Here is a 16,922-nt window from a genome sequence, read left to right as displayed (position 1 = left end):
GAGTAGGGGAGTAAGGGAGTAGGGGAGTAGGGGAGTAGGGGAGTAGGGGAGTAGGGGAGTAGGGAGAGCAAACAGTTGATATATCTGTCTTTTCCCCTACTCCCTTACTCCCCTATTCCCCTACTCCCTTAGTTTGGGAGTGCCAATGCTCGGACGTCTGAACCATGTCGCGCTTGCCGTGCCGGACCTTACGGCCGCCGTCGCTGCCTATCGCAACACGCTCGGCGCGGAAGTGACGGCGCCGCAGGCGCTACCGGAGCACGGGGTGACGGTGGTGTTCGTCAATGTCGGCAACACCAAGGTCGAACTTCTGGAGCCTTTGGGCGAGGGATCGCCGATCGCCGCCTTCCTGGAGAAGAACCCTTCCGGCGGCATGCATCACCTTTGCTATGAGGTCGACGACATCCTGGCCGCGCGCGATCAGCTCAAGGCCGCCGGCGCCCGCGTGCTGGGCGACGGCAACCCGAAGATCGGCGCGCACGGCAAGCCGGTGCTGTTCCTGCATCCGAAGGATTTCTTCGGCACGCTGATCGAACTGGAGCAATCATGAGCTGGGTTTCGTTCACCGCCCTGTTTTTCGCGACCTGGTGGGTGGTGCTGTTCGCCGTGCTGCCGTTCAGCGTGAGGACGCAGGACGACGATCACGACGTGACGCTCGGCACGGTTCCGAGCGCGCCGCGTGGGCCTCACATGCTGCGCGCCGTGATCCGCACGACCATCGCCACCGCGATCCTGATGGGCATTTTCTATGGCCTGACGCATGGGCTGGGATACAGCCTCAACGACATCCCGCACATCGTGCCGGAATTCAGCCAAACTCCAACCAAATAAACGCCCGACAGCGGCGGTTTTGCTCGTCGAAAGCGTGCATGGTTTCGAACAGGGCTTCCGTCCTGTTTTGCTGCCGGAGGAGCGCTGACGCTGGGTAAGGTGGTTTGGCAACGCGTTGCGCTAAGCAGATGATTGCACAAAAAAAATGCAAGGCACAAGGCCTTGCAATTTAAACGCGTCCGATCTGTTTCCGGTTTCCGGCGGCAGCGAGTAACCGCGCCTAGATCGCATCCTCCCAAGACTTTGACCGCGTAGGAGAGCAGATTTTTTTCTACCCTCTCGGTTATCGAGGTACATTAGCCTAAGGCGAATGAAAATGTCACGAAGAATTTTGCCTTGAAACGGGCATTCTCGTGCTGCACTGCACAATAGTGTGGCAGGCGTTGCTTGGCGAACGATCATCAAGACGCGCAGAGTGACCGGGATGCCTTGCAGCGCCGTAGGCTTCTGGGCGGGCGAAGGACGGTGCGACGCTTCTGATCCCGGCTACCCCATGCTTTTTGAAAATCGATTGCCGCTTTTCGGGCTGAAGCGTCCGGGTTCCCATTCCGCCTTGAAATGGCTATGAAGCCGGGTCAAGCAAGCCAAAGTCGCGCCGATTCTGACGCGGCCCTTCTCACTCACGGACCTGTCCATGCGTTTGTCGCGCTATTTCCTGCCGATCCTCAAAGAAAATCCGCGCGAGGCCGAGATCGTCTCGCACCGGCTGATGCTGCGCGCCGGCATGATCCGCCAGCAGGGGCAGGGCAGTTTCTCGTGGCTGCCACTCGGCAAGCGGGTGCTGGACAAGGTCTGCCGCATCATCCGCGAGGAGCAGAATCGCGCCGGCGCGCTGGAAATCCTGATGCCGACCATCCAGTCGGCCGATCTGTGGCGCGAAAGCGGCCGCTATGACGACTATGGCAAGGAGATGCTGCGCATCAAGGACCGGCAGGACCGCGACATGCTCTACGGCCCGACCAATGAGGAAGTGGTCACCGAGATCGTCCGCGCCTATGTGAAGTCCTACAAGGACCTGCCGCTCAATCTCTACCACATCCAGTGGAAGTTCCGCGACGAAGTGCGGCCGCGCTTCGGCGTTATGCGTTCGCGCGAGTTCCTGATGAAGGACGCCTATTCCTTCGACCTCGATTTCGAGGGCGCCAGGGCGGCCTACAACAGGATGTTCGTATCCTATCTCCGGACTTTTACGCGCATGGGGCTGCAGGCGATACCGATGCGGGCCGACACCGGGCCGATCGGCGGCGATCTCAGCCACGAGTTCATCATCCTGGCCGACACCGGCGAGAGCCAGGTCTACTGCCACCGCGACTATCTCTCGCTCGATGTGCCCGGCGCCAACACCGATTTTGCCAATGACGGCGAGATCGCCGACATCGTCAAGACATGGACGACACCATACGCGGCCACCGACGAGATGCATGACGAGGCGGCGTGGGGGAAGATCGGCGAGAGCGACAAGGTTTCGGCGCGCGGCATCGAGGTCGGCCACATCTTCCATTTCGGCGACAAATATTCCAAGCCCATGGGCGCCAAGGTGACCGGGCCCGACGGCAAGGATCATTTCGTCTCCGGCGGCTCCTACGGCATCGGTCCGTCGCGGCTGGTCGCTGCGATCATCGAAGCCAGCCATGACGATAACGGCATCATCTGGCCGGAGGCGGTGGCGCCGTTCGACATCGGGCTGATCAACATGAAGGCGGGCGACGCCGAGTGCGACCGCGTCTGCGACGAACTGCATGCCGCTTTCGTCGCCGCCGGCAAGGACGTGCTCTACGACGACACCGATCAGAGGCCGGGCGGCAAGTTCGCCACCGCCGATCTGATCGGCCTGCCCTGGCAAGTGATCGTCGGGCCGCGTGGTGTCGCCGCCGGCGAGATCGAGATCAAGAATCGCAAGACCGGCGAGCGCGAGACGCTGCCGATCGCGGACGCGAAGAAGCGTTTCGGTGTCGCCGCATGAGCGAGGCGGTGGCGGCAAGACCGGCGGGTGCGGGACCCTTTTCCATCTTCGAGCGCATGGTCGCGTGGCGCTATCTGCGCTCGCGGCGGAAGGAGACGGTGATCTCGGTGATCGCCTCGATCTCGTTCCTCGGCATCATGCTGGGCGTTGCCACGCTGATCGTGGTCATGGCGGTGATGAACGGTTTCAGGGCCGAGCTTTTGACGCGCATCCTCGGCGTCAACGGCCACCTGATCGTGCAGCCGCTCGATTCGCCGCTGGAGGACTATGCTCAGGTCGCCAGCCGCATCAATGGCGTGCCGGGCGTCAAATACGCCATCCCGCTCATCGATGGCCAGGTGCTTGCGCAAGGCAATGTCGGCGGCGGAACCGGAGCGCTGGTGCGCGGCATACGCGGTGAGGACCTGAGCAAGATCGCCATCATTGCCAGCAACATCAAGCAGGGTTCGATCGCCGATTTCGACTCCGGCGACGGCGTTGCCATCGGCAAGCGCATGGCCGAGAATCTCGGCCTGACGCTTGGCGATACCATCACCTTGATTTCGCCCGACGGCGACGTGACGCCGATCGGCACCACGCCGCGCATGAAGGGCTACAAGATCGCGGCGATCTTCGAAGTCGGCATGTCCGAATATGACACCTCCATCGTCTACATGCCGTTTTCCGAAGCGCAGCTCTATTTCAACATGGACGGGCGGGCGCAAACGATCGAGATCTATGTCGACAATCCAGACGATGTCGATGCGCTGAAACCGAAGGTGGAGGCGGCGGCGCAGCGGCCGATCGACATGGTCGATTGGCGTCAGCGCAACGAGACCTTCTTCTCCGCGCTGCAGGTCGAGCGCAACGTCATGTTCATGATCCTGACGCTGATCGTGCTGGTGGCGGCGCTGAACATCATCTCCGGCCTGATCATGCTGGTGAAGGATAAGGGCCACGACATCGCCATCCTGCGCACCATGGGGGCGTCGCGGGGCGCCATCCTGCGCATCTTCCTGATGACGGGGGCGGCGATCGGCGTGACCGGCACGCTCGCCGGTGTGCTGCTCGGCGTGCTGATCTGCACCAACATCGAATCCATCCGCCAGTTCTTCTCATGGATGACCGGCAAGGTGCTGTTCAATCCTGAACTCTATTTCCTCAGCCAGTTGCCGGCGAAGATGGATCCGCGCGAGACGACCTATGTCGTCCTGATGGCGCTCGGCCTGTCCTTCCTGGCAACGGTGTTCCCGGCATGGCGCGCCGCGCGTCTCGATCCGGTCGAAGCCTTGAGGTACGAGTAGTGGCCGAGGTCATTATCGAGCTGAAGAGTGTCGAGCGGCACTATGTCCAGGGGCCGCGCAAGCTCACCATTCTCAATGGCGCCGACTTCGCGCTGAAGCGTGGCGAGATGGTGGCGCTGGTGGCGCCGTCGGGCACCGGCAAGTCGACGCTGCTGCACACCGCCGGCTTGCTGGAGCGTCCCGACGCCGGCGACGTCATCCTGGCCGGCCGTGCCTGCGGTCGGCTGTCCGACGACGAGCGCACGGCGATACGCCGCAACGATGTCGGCTTCGTCTACCAGTTCCATCACCTGCTGCCGGAATTCTCGGCGCTGGAAAACATCATGATGCCGCAGCTCATCAAGGGGCTCAGCCGCAAGGACGCGGCCGAGCGCGCGGCACAACTGCTCGACTACATGCAGATCGGCAAGCGCGCGTCGCACCGGCCGTCCGAACTCTCCGGCGGCGAGCAGCAGCGCGTCGCCATCGCGCGTGCGGTGGCCAATGCGCCGCTGGTGCTGCTGGCGGACGAGCCGACCGGCAATCTCGACCCGGTCACCGCGTCTTATGTGTTCGAGGCGCTGGCCGCACTGGTCAAGCAATCGGGCCTTGCGGCACTGATTGCCACACACAATCACGAACTGGCATCGCGCATGGACCGGCGTGTTACGCTGGCCGACGGCAAAGTGGTGCCGCTTTAGGGCACGGCGATACTGGGGTGAGGCCGGCCTGCGAAAGGCGGCTTCCTGCGCTTCCCGTTCTACCCGTCGCGGTAGAACTGTGCTCACGTACCCAAAAGTACGCTCCGCTCCGGTTCTCGAAATCCACCATTCTCGGCTCGGCCTGACCCCAGTCTCGCCGTGCCCTGGTCGGCGCTGGCCAACCGCCGCCCTCATCAACCTTTCCTTAACCCTGCCGATTTGATCGCCCGGAAATTCCGGAGGCGGGCGGATCGTGCCCGTTGACTTTGAAACAAAATTAGAACAAAATGCGAACATATCAACAACAGGAGAGAGTTATGACCGATCTGGTTCAGGATGTCATCTCACTGGTTTGCATGAGCACGTTCCTTGTTTCCATGGCGATCTGGATCGGAGCCATGTGATTTGGCGGCGTTCGCCGCCGTGGGTCCTATGCGGTCGAAGACCGCTCCGCCGTTAAGCTTTTCTTGCCGCCGCGACGTTAGGGTGCCTGAAAGACAGGGAGCAGCGTCGCGTGTCGCCCATAGTCACGGCCATTCTGGTGGCCAGCAATCTCGGGCTGATCTTTCTCTTGATGACCGTGCCGCTTGGTCTGTGCACGGTCCGGCTCAGCCGCGTGATAGCAGCGGACCGCCAGCGCCTCTGGCAGGCGCTTTGGCCGCTCGGCAGCGATGCCGGCTGGTCCGGTGAGATCCTTTCCGCCGAGGCGCTGGACGGCGAGGGCGTGGCCCGCATCACGCTGTCGTGGGAAGGTCGCGACGGCAAGCCGATCGAACGCAGGTCGCGGTTTGAAGACGTCGTCGAAGGTATCAGCTTCTCGATGCGTGTCATCGAGGACACGGCGCTCGACGCTTCGTTCTGGAAGGACTTTTCCGAAACCGCCGAACTCGTTTCCGAGGGCAACGGCACGCGGGTGACGCTCAGCCAGACCGATCGCTATCGCGGCGTCGCCTTCCTGGTGTTCCGCTATTTCGCCCTGCGCCGCGAACTCTCCAAGCTGCAGCGCTGGGCGCGGACCGGAAAGTATCGCAAGGGCGGCTGGTTCGAGCATCCGCTCAGCCAGGTCGGCTTTGCCGGGCTTTCGGCGCTGATCCTGTGGCCATTCTTCGGACTTCACTTCGGCGGCCTGGCACTGGCCGGGATCCTCACATCGGTGGTCGCCCTGCATGAGCTTGGCCATATGGCGGCGTTCCGGCTTATGGGCCACAACCGGGCACGGATGATCTTCATTCCGCTGCTCGGCGGCATCGCCATTGGCGGGCGGCCCTATGACAGCCGTTTCGAGGTTGCTTTCGTGGCGCTGATGGGGGCCGGCTTCTCCGCATTCCTGGTGCCGGTTGTGATCGCTGCCAGCACCTTTGCCGGCGCGGAAGGTCACCGGCTGGCGGCGGCCCTGCTGGCGACCCTGGCGGGCTTCGCCGCACTGTTCAACATCGCCAATCTGGTGCCGGTGTGGAAGTTCGACGGTGGCCAGGTGCTGCGCCAGATCTGTCCGGGGCCGATCGGGCTGGCGCTGGCCTCGTTCTTCCTGCTCTCGGCTTTCTTGGCTATCGGCTGGCAGGCCGGCTTTTCCTCCAACTTCCTGCTCGCGACGGGAGCGGTGTTTTCGACCCTCAGCCTGTTGACGATGAGCAGCGGGGTCAAGCCGCGTTACGAGCTGAAGCCGATCCGCACCATCGACCGGCTCGCCATGGCGGCGGCGTTGCTGGCGGTGTTCGCCATCCATGGCTATGGCGTGTTGTGGGCCTCCGCCCAACTGATTTGAGCCGTACCGGATCAGCCGGCCTTGCGCTCGGCTTCGACAGGCAAGGCCGTGGCGGGACCGAACACATCCTCGAAGGCGGATTTCAGCGCCAGGTCAAGGTCGGCCATTCCCAGGGGAAGGCCGAGGTCGACGAGGCTGGTGACGCCGTGGTCCTGCACGCCGCAAGGCACGATGCCGCTGAAATGGTCGAGATCGGGCTCGACATTGATGGCGATGCCGTGAAAACTCACCCAGCGCCGCAGCCGGATGCCTATTGCCGCGATCTTGTCCTCGGCCGGCGAGCCGTCCGGCAGGGCAGGGCGATCCGGCCGCACGACCCAGACGCCGACCCGGTCCTCGCGGCGCTCGCCCCGCACATTGAAGGCGGCGAGCGTGCCGATGATCCACTGTTCGAGCGCCGCGACGAAGGCGCGGACGTCCTCGCGCCGCCGCTTCAGGTCAAGCATGACGTAAGCGACCCGCTGGCCAGGCCCATGATAGGTGTACTCGCCGCCGCGGCCGGCCGAAAACACCGGGAAGCGGCTGGCGTCGATCAGATCCTCGCCGCGGGCGCTGGTGCCGGCCGTGTAGAGCGGCGGGTGTTCGACCAGCCAGACCATTTCGCCGGCAGCCCCGCTGCGGATCGCCTCGGCGCGCGCCTCCATGAAGGCAAGTGCTTCGGGATAGGCGGTGAGGCCGGGTTCGATCAGCCATTCGACCGGTGCTGAACCGGGAAGCGGCAGGAACGACGTGGCGATCTGGCTGCGTTCGGGCATGGCGTATCGTCTTTTCGCTTATGCATGTCGCGTCCCAAAACCGCGCCGCACCTTTGGGTGACATCAACTTGCCTTCCATATGGCGATATCAGGCGCAAACGTCCAGTTCCGGCGCTGCTTTCGGGCCCTGTGGAGCATTATGCCAATCGCCTGACATTATTGCTTGCCGTGCACTTGTTTCACCGGAAACGATTTGCTACACGCCGCGAGCCGGTCGGTTCCGGCTCTACCACGTGCGGTCGTGGCGGAATTGGTAGACGCGCAGCGTTGAGGTCGCTGTGGGGCAACCCGTGGAAGTTCGAGTCTTCTCGACCGCACCATTCTCTTCCCAGAATCCGATTTGTGCCGGTCTCGCCCGCTGCGGGCCGGACGCATTTCGTTGATATTCCCGCACTTTACGCCACTTTCTTTTTGAGCGTCGGATTCTCCCAAAACCGGTTTCCCCTTTTGGGTCCGATGCTCTAGACCTGATTTGCACCTTTTCCGGGATTCTTGTGGCGGGAGGCGCTGGTGGAAGGCGAGCACGAACGGACGACCGGCGCCAGGGCCGCCGAGGACAACCACGCCGATATCTATGGCGAGGACGGCGCCGTGCTTTCGTCCTTCCTGGCGCGGATTGGCGCGGCGATCGCCGACCGTGACACGCTGACCCTCAAGCATGAAGTCGACGACCTGCACCAGTCGGAGCTCGGCGACCTGCTCGAGGCGCTGCATCCCGAACAGCGCCGCGCGCTGGTCGAACTCCTGGGCGCCGATTTCGACTTCTCCTCGCTGACGGAGGTCGACGAGGCGATCCGTATGGAGATCGTCGACAATCTGCCCAATGCGCAGATCGCACAGGCGGTGCAGGAGCTCGATTCCGACGACGCCGTCTACATTCTCGAGGATCTCGACCAGGAAGACCAGGACGAGATCCTGTCGCAACTGCCGTTCACCGAGCGGATCAGGCTGCGCCGCTCGCTTGATTATCCCGAAGAGACGGCCGGCCGCCGCATGCAGACCGAGTTCGTCGCGGTTCCGCCGTTCTGGACGATCGGCCAGACCATCGACTACATGCGCGAGGACAACAACCTTCCCGAGCGCTTCAGCCAGATTTTCGTCATCGATCCGAGCTTCAAGCTGCTCGGCGCCATCGACCTCGACCAGATCCTGCGCACCAAGCGTTCGGTCAAGGTCGAGGAGGTGATGCACGAGACGCGGCACGCCATTCCCGCCACCATGGACCAGGAAGAGGCGGCGCGGGAATTCGAGCAGTACGATCTTTTGTCGGCCGCCGTCGTCGACGAGAACGAACGGCTGGTTGGCGTGCTGACCATCGACGATGTCGTCGACGTCATCCAGCAGGAGGCCGAGGAAGATCTGATGCGCATGGGCGGCGTCGGCGACGAAGAGCTTTCCGACAGCATCCTTTCGACCTCGCGCTCCCGCGTTCCGTGGCTGCTGATCAACCTTCTGACCGCGTTCCTGGCCGCGTCGGTGATCAGCCTGTTCGACCGCACGATCGAACATATCGTGGCACTGGCGGTGCTGATGCCGATCGTCGCCGGCATGGGCGGCAATGCCGGCTCGCAAACCATGACCGTCACCGTGCGGGCATTGGCGACCAGGGATCTCGACATCTACAATGCCGGCCGCATCATCCGCCGCGAGATGGGTGTCGGCTTCATCAACGGCATCGTCTTCGCCATCCTGATCGGCATCGTTGCGGCAGCTTGGTTCCGTGACCCCAATCTGGGCGGCATCATCGCGGCGGCGATGATCATCAACATGTTCGTGGCCGCCCTGGCCGGCATCCTGATCCCGCTGCTGCTCGACCGTTACAAGATCGATCCGGCGGTCGCTTCGGCGGTTTTCGTCACCACGGTCACCGATGTCGTCGGCTTCTTTGCCTTTCTCGGCATCGCCACATGGTGGTTCGGTGTGCCCTGAAGGCAGGCCTCTTGGTTCAATTGACTTTTACGTAAATGCCGTGCGAGGCTCGCGCGGGGCGCCATGTCGATTCCGGCATGGCATGGGTTTTGGTTCGGGACAGAAGGGTGACGCCGGCATGGCGGTCGCCCGGAGTTTCGGCGTGCGGGAGTGGCAATGCGAGAATATTATTCGATCACCGAGCTGACCCGCGAGTTCGACGTGTCGACGCGGACGCTGCGCTTTTACGAGGACGAAGGGCTGGTGCAGCCGGTGCGGCGTGGCCGCACGCGGCTGTTTCGCCCCTCCGACCGGCACCTCATCCGCCAGATCATGCGCGGCAAAAGGCTTGGCTTCTCGATCAACGAGATCCGCGAAATCATCCAGATGTACAGGGAGCCGCCCGGCGAAGTCGGCCAGCTCAACCTGATGATCAAGCGCATCGAGGAAAAGCGCGAGGATCTCCGGCAGAAGCGCCGCGACCTCGAGGAGACGCTGGCTGAACTCGACCAGGCCGAGGAGTCTTGTGTGGAGCGGCTGGTCGAGCTTGGCGTGAATACCTGAGCGGACTGGATTCTGTCGGGCGTTAGCGTTCGGAATTAGCGGAAACGTCCATTCCTTCGTCATCCTAGGGCGGAGCAAGGAGCGTAGCGACGCGGCGCAGACCCTAGGATCCATGCCATGACTTCAATGCGCCGCGACGGCGCAGAACTTTGCTCCGCTGCACTCCTCGACCGAGGTCACGGCATGGATCCTAGGGTCTCCGCGACGGAGCTGCGCTCCTGCTTCGCCCTAGGATGACGAAGTTCGCAAGACTTAGGCTAATCGCCGAAGTGTGCACCTGTCAAAACCTCTACGCGATGGAAACCAGAACGCCAGCTCAAATCCAGCGGCGCACGCGTTTCGCGTAGTCGCGGTATTTCTTGCCGAACTTTGCCGCCAGCACCTTTTCCTCGCCTTCGATCGCCACCTTCTGCGTGGCATAGGCGGCGATGAACGCCAGTGGCAGGAACCACACGATGCCCGAGACAAGGGCGACGCCGATCAACAGCAGCGTGTTGGCCAGGTACATCGGGTTGCGGGTGATGCCGAAGGGACCCGTGGTGACGAGGTGATCGGGCACTGCGTTGGGGTTGAGCGTGGTCTTGGCCCGGATCATGGTGCGGATCGCGGTGAACCAGAGCGCGGCGACGGCAAACAGCGCCACCCAGCCGGCGGCGAACAGGATATCGCCCAGCAGGTCGCCGATCCAGGGCAGGGGGTAGAGCAAGCCCAGCGCGATGCTGATGGCGATCGCGGCGATGTAGATCAGCGGCGGCCACGGTATGAGCCCCGGCTTCGGCTGGTTTTCGGTCATTTGACCCCTTCCTCCGTCAATCTGCTGTCGGTTTTGGCGGTGCACATGCCGGCAAGATCGGACAAATGTGCCTTCCATTCCGCAGTCTGGTCGTTGTTGTAGAGCCGATCAAGCGTGGCCTCGCCCTCGAGCGTATCGAGCATGCAGACACAGTAGCTCGTACAGAACTCGGTGTCGCGCGACTGCTCACAGGACAGCTGGCAGGTTTTGAGGAAATTCACCTGCGGGGTTTCGACCTGTGCCGGCATGATCTGCGAGAACAGCCAGACGCAGCCGATGAGCAATGGCTGGTGAATCAAATAGAAGGCCAGGCTGTGCCGGCCGATGAAGACCAGCGGGTTGGCCAAGCGACCGGGCGCCAGATTGGCAAGCCGGGCAAGCAGGCCGGAACCGGCGGCGAGTTTCGTCACCGCGATGCCCGCAAGCACGGCGCCGAACCACGGAAACAGCGGAACGTAGTCGTTGGAGCGCGGATTGGTCGCCGACAGGCCGACCCACCACAGCCATGGGTGATCGAAGGCCTCGAAACGCAGATAGACGGGGGCGGCGATGACGAGCGCGGCGACGACAAGCGTCAGCAGCGCCGGCAGGCGCAGGAAGGCAAGGCCGAGCAGGCTGGCCAGCGCGATCTCGTGCAAGATGCCGAAGAAAATAAAGCCGTCCGGGGTGGCGATGCGGGTGACGACCGAAATCGCGATAGCGGCTCCGGCGACCATGGCAAATCGCTTCCAGAAGCCGTTCCAGCGGATTTTTTGGCCATGGGCGAGGTACAGGCTGACGCCGACCAGGAACAGGAAGGCCGAGGCGATGCAGCGCGCGTAGATCTTCCACCAGCCGAAGGCGGTCAGGCCGGGATCGGTGTAGCCGAAGAACTCCAGATCCCAGGTGAAATGGTAGCTCGCCATGGCGATCAGCGCGATACCGCGCGCGATGTCGATGGCGACGATGCGCTTTGGTCGATCCTGAACGGGTGCGGTCGGCGTTTGGATGCTCATGGTCTCGCATTCTGATTCAGCCCCGCTGGAGGACTATCACGGTTGCCCCGGACAAAAGAAGACCGGGAGCTCTGATCAGCCGCGGCATTGGGCCAGCGCCGGGAAGCCAGGAAATTTGCCAATCACCGCGCCGGCGATCCTGCATCGGCACGACGCATTCGCGATGGTTGCCGGCGGAATTTGGTTTGCCGGAGGCGAGGATTCTGCCTATAGTCGCCGGTGTCGCCGGTTCCATTTTGGAGCCAAGAGGGAATGCGGTGAGGGCGAGTTTTCGCCCAATGCCGTGGCTGCCCCCGCAACTGTGTGCGGTAGTCCTCTCCATATGCCACTGAAGATTTTTCTTCGGGAAGGTGGGGAAGGACGCTGATCCGTGAGCCAGGAGACCTGCCGGCGACAGGAAACTGACTTCGATGCCCTCGGGTGGAGGGCGAAAGGACAAGACATGACTACCGCTTCCGTCTCCCTCGGCGCCTCCGTCTCCTCGCAGTCGCGCTTCATGCAGCTCGCGCTCGCCGGGCTGCTCGGCATTTTCGTGATGGGCTTTGTCGGCTTCTCGCATATCGATGCGGTCCACAATGCGGCTCACGACTATCGCCATTCGATGGCGTTTCCCTGCCACTGACGAGGGGCTGACATCATGAACCTGTTTCGCAACGTCGTGTTCATCGCGGCGATCGCAGGGCTCGTGGCCGGCGTCGTCCTCGCCTGCCTGCAGGCCTACGCCACCGTGCCGCTGATCCTGAAGGCGGAAGTCTACGAACAGGCCGGAGGCGGGCATCACCATGACCATGCCGCTCCGGCCGCAACGGATAGCAACGCCATGAGCACAACTGCACCGGCGGCGGAAGCCGCTCCGGCAGACGAAGGCTGGGCGCCGGCAGACGGTTTCGAGCGTTTCGCCTTCAGCGTGCTTGCCAACATCGTCACCGGCATCGGCTTCGCCTTGATCCTGGTCGCGGTCTCCGAATTCGCCGGCGGCATCGGTGGCTGGCGCCAGGGCGTGTTCTGGGGCCTGGCCGGCTTTGCCGTGTTCACGCTGGCACCGGGCCTCGGCCTGCCGCCGGAACTGCCGGCCATGCCGGCCGCCGATCTCACCCAGCGCCAGATCTGGTGGTGGGCGACGGTGGCGGCAACGGCTGCCGGTCTCGGCCTGATCGCGTTTCGCAAGTCGCTGCCGCTGGCGATCCTTGCCGTCCTTTTGATCGTCGCACCGCATGTTGTCGGTGCACCGCAGCCCGACAGTTACGAGACGGCGATTCCAGAAGGGCTGCATCACCAGTTCGTGGTGGCGGTGACCGTGACCAATCTGGTGTTCTGGCTGGTGCTCGGCGCGGTCGTCGGCGTGGTGCGCGGCCGCTTCACCGGCACCGCGACCAGCCTGCGCGACAGCTTTGCCTGATCGCAAGACACTGACCTTCCTCATCGGCGGTGCGCGCTCCGGCAAGAGCGCGCACGCCGAAATTCTGGCGACCGCCTTGCCGCCACCCTGGACCTATGTCGCCACGGCGCAAGCCTGGGATGACGAGATGCATGAGCGCATCGCGTTGCACCGATCCCGGCGCGGCGAGGGCTGGACGACCATCGACGCACCGCTCGATCTCGCCGGCGTGCTTGCCGCCTTGCCGGACGATCGGCCGGTGCTTGTCGACTGCCTGACGCTGTGGCTGACCAACCACATGCTGGCCGAACACGATTTCGAGCTGGAATGCCGGCGATTGGCGGAGGTGCTGTCGCGGCCGCGCGGGCCATGGTTCGTGGTGTCCAATGAAGTCGGCCAGGGTATCGTGCCGGACAATGCACTGGCGCGCCGGTTTCGCGATGCCGCCGGCCGGCTCAACCAGCAGGTCGCGGCGATTGCCGATACGGTGCTGCTGATGGTGGCGGGGCTGCCGCTCAAGGTGAAATGACATGACCGACATCGACGATAAGGACGAAGAACGCCACCGCGCCAAGATGGCCAAGCGCAAGGCGGTGCAGGATGCCGAGGTGGCGAGCAAGACGGTCGAGAAGGGGTTGCTGATCGTCAACACCGGCCCCGGCAAGGGCAAGACCACGGCCGCCTTCGGCCTGGCGCTGCGGATGCTCGGCTACGGCAAGCGCGTCGGTGTCGTCCAGTTCATCAAGGGCAAATGGCACACCGGCGAGAAGGATGCGTTCGCCGCCTTCGGCGACCGCGTCGTCTGGCACGCGATGGGCGAGGGATTCACCTGGGAAACGCAGGATTTGAAGCGTGATATCGCAGCCGCCGAAGCCGCCTGGGCCAAGGTGCTCGAACTGATGGCCGATCCGTCGATCAGCCTGCTGGTGCTCGACGAACTGAACATTGCGCTGCGCTACGACTATCTCGATCTCGACAGAGTGGTTGCGGCGCTGAAAGCGCGGCGCGAGAGCCTGCATGTCGTCGTCACCGGCCGCAACGCCAAGCCGGCGCTGATCGAGGCCGCCGACCTCGTCACCGAGATGGGCGTGACCAAGCACCATTTTTCCGCCGGCGTGAAAGCGCAGCAGGGGATAGAGTTCTGAGATCTGTTGTCCCTTTCTGTGGGTAGGCCGTTCAAGTCTGGTCGCCAACGCTCCCAGCGGGGCTCCCTTCCTTTCCCTCCGGAGGGGGGAAAGGTGGCGCTGCGAAGCAGCGACGGATTGGGGGACGGCGATTTGTCGAACGCGCGGCCGCAGACTGGCAGGCGCGACCCGGCAGATGCGAAAACGCGACTGCCGAGCTGGTCGACCCCCACTCCCTCCCGGCTTCGCCGAGCTACCTCTCCCCCGATCGACGGGGAGAGGAAAGGCGCGAGCCTGTTGCGGCACGGCTCTCTTCCTCCCCTTCGGGAGAGAACTCATGAGGCGGTGAGGTCACGCCAGAATGACGACAATCGAAACCAACCCGAACAGCGCGATCAGCAGATAGTCGGCGACGCGATAGAGTTTCAGCGCCTGCCTGATGTCGAGGCTGTCGGCTTCGCGCCGCCCGCCTTCGCCCATGAAGACGTCGTCAACCAGTACGCCGCCGTAGCTGCGCGGCCCGGCGAGCGCCAGGCCGAGCGCGCCAGCCATCGCAGCTTCCGGCCAGCCGGCATTGGGTGAGCGATGTTTTTTCGCGTCGCGCCATACCGCATGCCAGGCATTTTTCGCATCAGCGCCTTTGACGAGGAACGCCGCCAGCACGATCAGCAGCGCCGTCAGCCGCGACGCCGGCAGGTTGATCCAGTCGTCGAAGCGTGCCGCAGCCCAGCCAAACGCCTCGTGGCGCGGGGTGCGGTGGCCGATCATCGAATCGGCGGTGTTGGCGGCCTTGTAGGCGGCGCCGCCGGCCAGGCCGCCGATGCCGGTCCAGAAGGCGGGGGCGACGATGCCGTCGGAGAAATTCTCGGCCAGGCTCTCGATCGCCGCGCGGCAGACGCCGGCCCTGTCGAGCGTTTCAGGGTCGCGGCCGACGATCCGCGACACGGCAAGGCGGGCCAAGGCGAGGCCGCCGGTGTCGAGGGCGTCAGCCACCGCCTCGACATGCTCATAAAGGCTCTTCTGCGACAGAAGCGACGTTGCCAGGAGGACCGTGATGACCAGGCCCATGGGAACGAACCAGAACAGGATCTGTACGCTGAGGGCGATCACCGCCGGCACCAGCACGATGACCAGCAGCGCCTGGACACCGCGCTTGCGACGCAGCGCGTCGGGATCAGTGGCGCGGTTGAGCCTGCGGTCGAGAAAAGATATCAGCCTGCCGAACCACGTCACCGGATGGCCGATGGCGCGAAACAGCCAATCGGGGTAACCGAGGGCGAATTCGACGGCCAATGACAGGAAAGCGATCAGGACTGACATGAAGCTTCTTAATGGGGCGGTTGTGGACCATGGTGGAAGTCTTGGCCGCGCGAGGGCGCTTTTCCCCAACGCCCTGCTGCCATTCGTCGACCTCTCGACCGGTATCAATCCGCACTCCTACCTGCTTTTCGACCTGCCCGCCACCTCGCTGTCGCGGTTGCCGGAAGCCGCGCGCACGCGTGAGCTGACAGAAATCGCGGCCAGTACTTACGGCGCGCCTTCACCAGCCAACGTCGTGGCGGCACCGGGCACGCAGATCCTGTTGCCGCGCGTCGCATCGCTGATTGGCCCCGGCAAGGCGCTGGTGCTGGGTCCGACCTACGCCGAACATGCCCGCGCCGCCGCGATCGCCGGGCACCAGGTGGCGGAGGTCGACAATTTCGAAGCGTTGGCGGACGCCGACCTCGCCATCATCGTCAATCCGAACAATCCGGATGGACGTGTCATCGAGCGCGACCGGTTGCTGGCTCTGGCTGCCGGATTGCGCGCCAAGGGCGGGCTGCTGGTTGTCGACGAGGCGTTCATGGATGTCGGGCCGCGCGAGCATAGCCTCTGCGGCGATGTCGGCCAGGGCGGCATCGTCGTGCTGCGCTCGTTCGGCAAGTTCTTTGGTCTGGCCGGCCTGCGGCTCGGTTTTGCACTTTCCGATGCTGCGACGGTCGAAAGGCTGGAAATGCAATTCGGACCATGGGCCGTCGCCGGCCCGGCGCTGGAATATGGCATCCGCGCGCTAGCCGACATCGGCTGGCAGGACGCGATGCGATCGTCCCTTGCGGGTGCTTCGGCGCGGCTCGATGCGCTGTTCGGCCGCTTCGGCATTCCTGTTGCTGGTGGCACCACACTGTTTCGCTATCTCCGCTTGGCCGATGCCGCCGATCTGTTTTCAGCACTTGGCGCGTGTGGCATCGTGCTTCGTCATTTCGCCGAACGGCCTGACGTTCTGCGCGCCGGCCTGCCGGGGAATGACGAGGAGTGGCAGCGGCTTGAAACCGCTCTTGCCGAATGGGCGTCGCGGCGCGAGGATCAATCGAAGGGTTCAAAACAATGATCCACGTCTGCTCGCTGGCAAAGATCGAGGAAACCGTGGCCAGGACCGGCGCCGACCGCATGCTTTCGCTGCTCGCCGCCGGAACGGAGGTGGTGCGGCCGGCCTCGATCGCCCGAGAGAATCATCTGCATCTGGTCATGCACGACATCGCGATGGCGCAGGACGGCATGACCATGCCGGGCGAGGAGCATGTCCGCAATTTGCTCGATTTCGCGCGCCGCTGGGACCGGGCAAGGCCGATGCTCGTGCATTGCTATGCCGGCATCAGCCGCTCGACGGCTTCGGCCTATATCATCGCGGCCGCATTGGCGCCGAAGCGCGACGAGGCCGAGTTGGCGCGGACGTTGCGGGTGCTGTCGCCTTCGGCAACGCCCAATCCGCGACTGATCGCGGTGGCCGATGCGTTGCTTGATCGCAACGGCCGCATGATCGAGGCGATCCAGGCGATCGGGCGCGGCGCCGACGCTTTCGAAGGGACGCCATTCGCGCTGAAGATCGACAGCTAGCTGCCTCTG

Annotated in this window: 18 protein-coding genes, 1 tRNA gene and 1 riboswitch; of the genes, 15 read left to right on the top strand and 4 right to left on the bottom strand. The window is 63.7% G+C overall.

Annotation, left to right across the window (positions count from 1 at the left end; genetic code table 11):
* Positions 1–145 precede the first annotated feature (145 nt).
* The 6 genes from mce to MESCI2_RS0100335 all read left to right on the top strand — a co-directional run bounded on the left by mce (position 146) and on the right by MESCI2_RS0100335 (position 6,522).
* The gene (gene mce / locus MESCI2_RS0100365; protein ID WP_027034800.1) at positions 146–550 is read left to right on the top strand and encodes a methylmalonyl-CoA epimerase; all 405 of its coding nucleotides are present in this window, start codon (positions 146–148) and stop codon (positions 548–550) included.
* Complete coding sequence (locus MESCI2_RS0100360) at positions 547–831, top strand: DUF1467 family protein (RefSeq protein WP_027034799.1); 285 nt, start codon at positions 547–549, stop codon at positions 829–831. The genes mce and MESCI2_RS0100360 overlap by 4 nt, the downstream gene beginning before the upstream one ends.
* 634 nt (positions 832–1,465) lie before the next feature.
* A complete protein-coding gene (gene proS, locus MESCI2_RS0100355; RefSeq protein WP_027034798.1) occupies positions 1,466–2,794 on the top strand; it encodes a proline--tRNA ligase in 1,329 nt (442 codons plus the stop codon).
* The gene (locus tag MESCI2_RS0100350; RefSeq protein ID WP_027034797.1) at positions 2,791–4,077 is read left to right on the top strand and encodes a lipoprotein-releasing ABC transporter permease subunit; all 1,287 of its coding nucleotides are present in this window, start codon (positions 2,791–2,793) and stop codon (positions 4,075–4,077) included. Before proS ends, MESCI2_RS0100350 begins: the two co-directional genes overlap by 4 nt.
* Entirely contained in the window at positions 4,029–4,757 is a 729-nt protein-coding gene (locus MESCI2_RS0100345; RefSeq protein WP_197031499.1) for an ABC transporter ATP-binding protein, read from the top strand. Before MESCI2_RS0100350 ends, MESCI2_RS0100345 begins: the two co-directional genes overlap by 49 nt.
* Before the next feature lie 514 nt (positions 4,758–5,271).
* Entirely contained in the window at positions 5,272–6,522 is a 1,251-nt protein-coding gene (locus tag MESCI2_RS0100335) for a peptidase M50 (protein ID WP_027034796.1), read from the top strand.
* An 11-nt stretch (positions 6,523–6,533) separates the two neighbouring features.
* Here MESCI2_RS0100335 and lipB read toward each other — a convergent pair whose 3' ends face one another.
* Entirely contained in the window at positions 6,534–7,277 is a 744-nt protein-coding gene (gene lipB, locus MESCI2_RS0100330; protein ID WP_027034795.1) for a lipoyl(octanoyl) transferase LipB, read from the bottom strand.
* A gap of 235 nt (positions 7,278–7,512) precedes the next feature.
* Between lipB and MESCI2_RS0100325 the strand changes: the two genes are divergently transcribed.
* From MESCI2_RS0100325 to MESCI2_RS0100315, 3 genes are all read left to right on the top strand, one after another.
* Positions 7,513–7,597 (top strand) — tRNA-Leu (locus MESCI2_RS0100325).
* A 190-nt stretch (positions 7,598–7,787) separates the two neighbouring features.
* Positions 7,788–9,206, top strand: a complete 1,419-nt coding sequence (gene mgtE / locus MESCI2_RS0100320; protein ID WP_027034794.1) for a magnesium transporter — start codon at positions 7,788–7,790, stop codon at positions 9,204–9,206.
* Between the two features lie 156 nt (positions 9,207–9,362).
* Positions 9,363–9,749 carry a MerR family transcriptional regulator gene (locus tag MESCI2_RS0100315; protein WP_027034793.1) on the top strand — a complete coding sequence of 129 codons (387 nt, stop codon included), beginning with the start codon at positions 9,363–9,365 and terminating at the stop codon, positions 9,747–9,749.
* Positions 9,750–10,065: 316 nt separating this feature from the next.
* Here the strand turns inward: MESCI2_RS0100315 and MESCI2_RS0100310 are convergent, their stop codons facing one another.
* Positions 10,066–10,542, bottom strand: coding sequence for a methyltransferase family protein (locus MESCI2_RS0100310; RefSeq protein ID WP_027034792.1), 477 nt, complete (start codon positions 10,540–10,542; stop codon positions 10,066–10,068).
* On the bottom strand, positions 10,539–11,537 hold the full coding sequence (locus MESCI2_RS0100305; RefSeq protein ID WP_027034791.1) for a heparan-alpha-glucosaminide N-acetyltransferase: 999 nt from the start codon (positions 11,535–11,537) through the stop codon (positions 10,539–10,541). Before MESCI2_RS0100305 ends, MESCI2_RS0100310 begins: the two co-directional genes overlap by 4 nt.
* A 200-nt stretch (positions 11,538–11,737) precedes the next feature.
* A riboswitch (cobalamin riboswitch) is annotated at positions 11,738–11,943 on the top strand.
* A 36-nt stretch (positions 11,944–11,979) separates the two neighbouring features.
* Between MESCI2_RS0100305 and MESCI2_RS0100300 the strand changes: the two genes are divergently transcribed.
* From MESCI2_RS0100300 to cobO, 4 genes are read left to right on the top strand one after another with little or no spacing between them, the layout of a single operon-like run.
* Positions 11,980–12,159: a CbtB domain-containing protein gene (locus MESCI2_RS0100300; protein WP_027034790.1), complete on the top strand. Its 180-nt coding sequence runs from the start codon at positions 11,980–11,982 to the stop codon at positions 12,157–12,159.
* Between the two features lie 15 nt (positions 12,160–12,174).
* Complete coding sequence (locus tag MESCI2_RS0100295) at positions 12,175–12,936, top strand: CbtA family protein (RefSeq protein WP_027034789.1); 762 nt, start codon at positions 12,175–12,177, stop codon at positions 12,934–12,936.
* Positions 12,929–13,444 (top strand): bifunctional adenosylcobinamide kinase/adenosylcobinamide-phosphate guanylyltransferase, encoded by a 516-nt coding sequence (gene cobU, locus MESCI2_RS0100290; protein ID WP_027034788.1) that lies wholly within the window; start codon positions 12,929–12,931, stop codon positions 13,442–13,444. Before MESCI2_RS0100295 ends, cobU begins: the two co-directional genes overlap by 8 nt.
* Before the next feature lies 1 nt (position 13,445).
* The gene (gene cobO, locus MESCI2_RS0100285; RefSeq protein WP_027034787.1) at positions 13,446–14,060 is read left to right on the top strand and encodes a cob(I)yrinic acid a,c-diamide adenosyltransferase; all 615 of its coding nucleotides are present in this window, start codon (positions 13,446–13,448) and stop codon (positions 14,058–14,060) included.
* Positions 14,061–14,390: 330 nt separating this feature from the next.
* On the opposite strand, the gene cbiB is transcribed toward cobO, so the two are convergent.
* Positions 14,391–15,359 carry an adenosylcobinamide-phosphate synthase CbiB gene (cbiB, locus tag MESCI2_RS0100280; RefSeq protein ID WP_027034786.1) on the bottom strand — a complete coding sequence of 323 codons (969 nt, stop codon included), beginning with the start codon at positions 15,357–15,359 and terminating at the stop codon, positions 14,391–14,393.
* Here cbiB and cobD point away from each other — a divergent pair.
* Positions 15,358–16,407: a threonine-phosphate decarboxylase CobD gene (gene cobD, locus MESCI2_RS0100275; RefSeq protein ID WP_027034785.1), complete on the top strand. Its 1,050-nt coding sequence runs from the start codon at positions 15,358–15,360 to the stop codon at positions 16,405–16,407. The genes cbiB and cobD overlap by 2 nt on opposite strands.
* Positions 16,404–16,913 carry a tyrosine phosphatase family protein gene (locus MESCI2_RS0100270; RefSeq protein WP_027034784.1) on the top strand — a complete coding sequence of 170 codons (510 nt, stop codon included), beginning with the start codon at positions 16,404–16,406 and terminating at the stop codon, positions 16,911–16,913. The genes cobD and MESCI2_RS0100270 overlap by 4 nt, the downstream gene beginning before the upstream one ends.
* Positions 16,914–16,922: the final 9 nt, after the last annotated feature.

The sequence above is a fragment of the Mesorhizobium ciceri WSM4083 genome, assembly GCF_000519305.1.
GTDB lineage: Bacteria > Pseudomonadota > Alphaproteobacteria > Rhizobiales > Rhizobiaceae > Mesorhizobium > Mesorhizobium ciceri_B.
This window is presented reverse-complemented; position numbering and strand designations above follow the sequence as displayed.

Bases quoted from the DNA above. Each gene is read 5' to 3' on its own strand.
- mce (WP_027034800.1), top strand. From the start codon at position 146: ATGCTCGGACGTCTGAACCATGTCGCGCTTGCCGTGCCGGACCTTACG.
- MESCI2_RS0100360 (WP_027034799.1), top strand. From the start codon at position 547: ATGAGCTGGGTTTCGTTCACCGCCCTGTTTTTCGCGACCTGGTGGGTG.
- proS (WP_027034798.1), top strand. From the start codon at position 1,466: ATGCGTTTGTCGCGCTATTTCCTGCCGATCCTCAAAGAAAATCCGCGC.
- MESCI2_RS0100350 (WP_027034797.1), top strand. From the start codon at position 2,791: ATGAGCGAGGCGGTGGCGGCAAGACCGGCGGGTGCGGGACCCTTTTCC.
- MESCI2_RS0100345 (WP_197031499.1), top strand. From the start codon at position 4,029: ATGGCGCGCCGCGCGTCTCGATCCGGTCGAAGCCTTGAGGTACGAGTA.
- lipB (WP_027034795.1), bottom strand. From the start codon at position 7,277: ATGCCCGAACGCAGCCAGATCGCCACGTCGTTCCTGCCGCTTCCCGGT.
- MESCI2_RS0100315 (WP_027034793.1), top strand. From the start codon at position 9,363: ATGCGAGAATATTATTCGATCACCGAGCTGACCCGCGAGTTCGACGTG.
- MESCI2_RS0100310 (WP_027034792.1), bottom strand. From the start codon at position 10,542: ATGACCGAAAACCAGCCGAAGCCGGGGCTCATACCGTGGCCGCCGCTG.
- MESCI2_RS0100305 (WP_027034791.1), bottom strand. From the start codon at position 11,537: ATGAGCATCCAAACGCCGACCGCACCCGTTCAGGATCGACCAAAGCGC.
- MESCI2_RS0100300 (WP_027034790.1), top strand. From the start codon at position 11,980: ATGACTACCGCTTCCGTCTCCCTCGGCGCCTCCGTCTCCTCGCAGTCG.
- MESCI2_RS0100295 (WP_027034789.1), top strand. From the start codon at position 12,175: ATGAACCTGTTTCGCAACGTCGTGTTCATCGCGGCGATCGCAGGGCTC.
- cobO (WP_027034787.1), top strand. From the start codon at position 13,446: ATGACCGACATCGACGATAAGGACGAAGAACGCCACCGCGCCAAGATG.
- cobD (WP_027034785.1), top strand. From the start codon at position 15,358: ATGAAGCTTCTTAATGGGGCGGTTGTGGACCATGGTGGAAGTCTTGGC.
- cbiB (WP_027034786.1), bottom strand. From the start codon at position 15,359: ATGTCAGTCCTGATCGCTTTCCTGTCATTGGCCGTCGAATTCGCCCTC.
- MESCI2_RS0100270 (WP_027034784.1), top strand. From the start codon at position 16,404: ATGATCCACGTCTGCTCGCTGGCAAAGATCGAGGAAACCGTGGCCAGG.